Genomic DNA, 961 nt, shown 5'->3' with positions numbered 1-961 from the left:
TATACAACAAAAGGAAAACATTTGACAATTCATGATCGTCGCTACATTGAACGATGGAACAAAGAAGGAAAATCCAATCGAGAAATTGCTCGCCTACTTGGAAGAGCTCCTCAAACAATCAATAACGAAATCAAGCGAGGGCAAGTCTTACAACAAGTGAGAAAAGGATTCTTTAAATATGTCTATTCAGCCGATGTCGCTCAAGCTAATTACGAGAAAAATCGTAAACGATCTGTTAAAAAACTGATTCTTACTAAGAAAATGAAGGACAAAATTCTTCACTACCATCACCAAAACTATTCGCCTGAAATGATGGTTAAGGCAAAAAACATTGAGGCAGGTGTTACCACAATTTACTATTGGATTCACAATGGTCACCTTGGATTAACTAGGAAAGATATGCTTTATCCTAGAAGAAGAAAAACTATTGGGAAACAAGCTAGTCCAAATTTCAAACCCGCTGGGAGATCAATTGAAGAGAGACCTGAAGAAATTAATCTTCGATTAGAGAATGGTAACTACGAGATTGATACAGTTGTCTTGAGTAAAGCAAAGAACAAATGCCTATTGGTAATGACGGATCGGAGAAGTCGTCATCAAATCATAAGACTAATTCCAGATAAAACCGCTCAATCTGTAAATCAGGCCCTAAAGCAAATTTTAAAAGAGCACCAAATTCTATCTATTACAGCAGATAACGGTGGTGAGTTCAATCAATTGTCCGCAGTGTTCCCAGAAGAACATATCTACTACGCACATCCCTATTCATCTTGGGAAAGAGGAACGAATGAAAATCATAACAGACTCATACGCAGGTGGTTACCAAAAGGGACCAAAGAAACAACTCCCAAAGAAGTCGCTTTTATTGAAATTTGGACAAACAATTATCCTAAAAAATGTTTGGACTACAAGTCACCAAAGGAATTTCTTAATGGTGGCTAACTTCAACTTGAAATTTAGC

At 36.9% G+C, this 961-nt stretch carries 1 protein-coding gene; it reads left to right on the top strand.

Annotation, left to right across the window (positions count from 1 at the left end):
* Positions 1 to 942: IS30 family transposase (locus tag E5983_RS09220; RefSeq protein WP_160333508.1), on the top strand; the 942-nt coding region annotated here is incomplete at its 5' end.
* Between the last annotated feature and the right edge of the window lie 19 nt (positions 943 to 961).

This window comes from Streptococcus danieliae (genome assembly GCF_009767945.1).
Classification (GTDB): Bacteria; Bacillota; Bacilli; order Lactobacillales; family Streptococcaceae; genus Streptococcus; species Streptococcus danieliae.
This window is presented reverse-complemented; position numbering and strand designations above follow the sequence as displayed.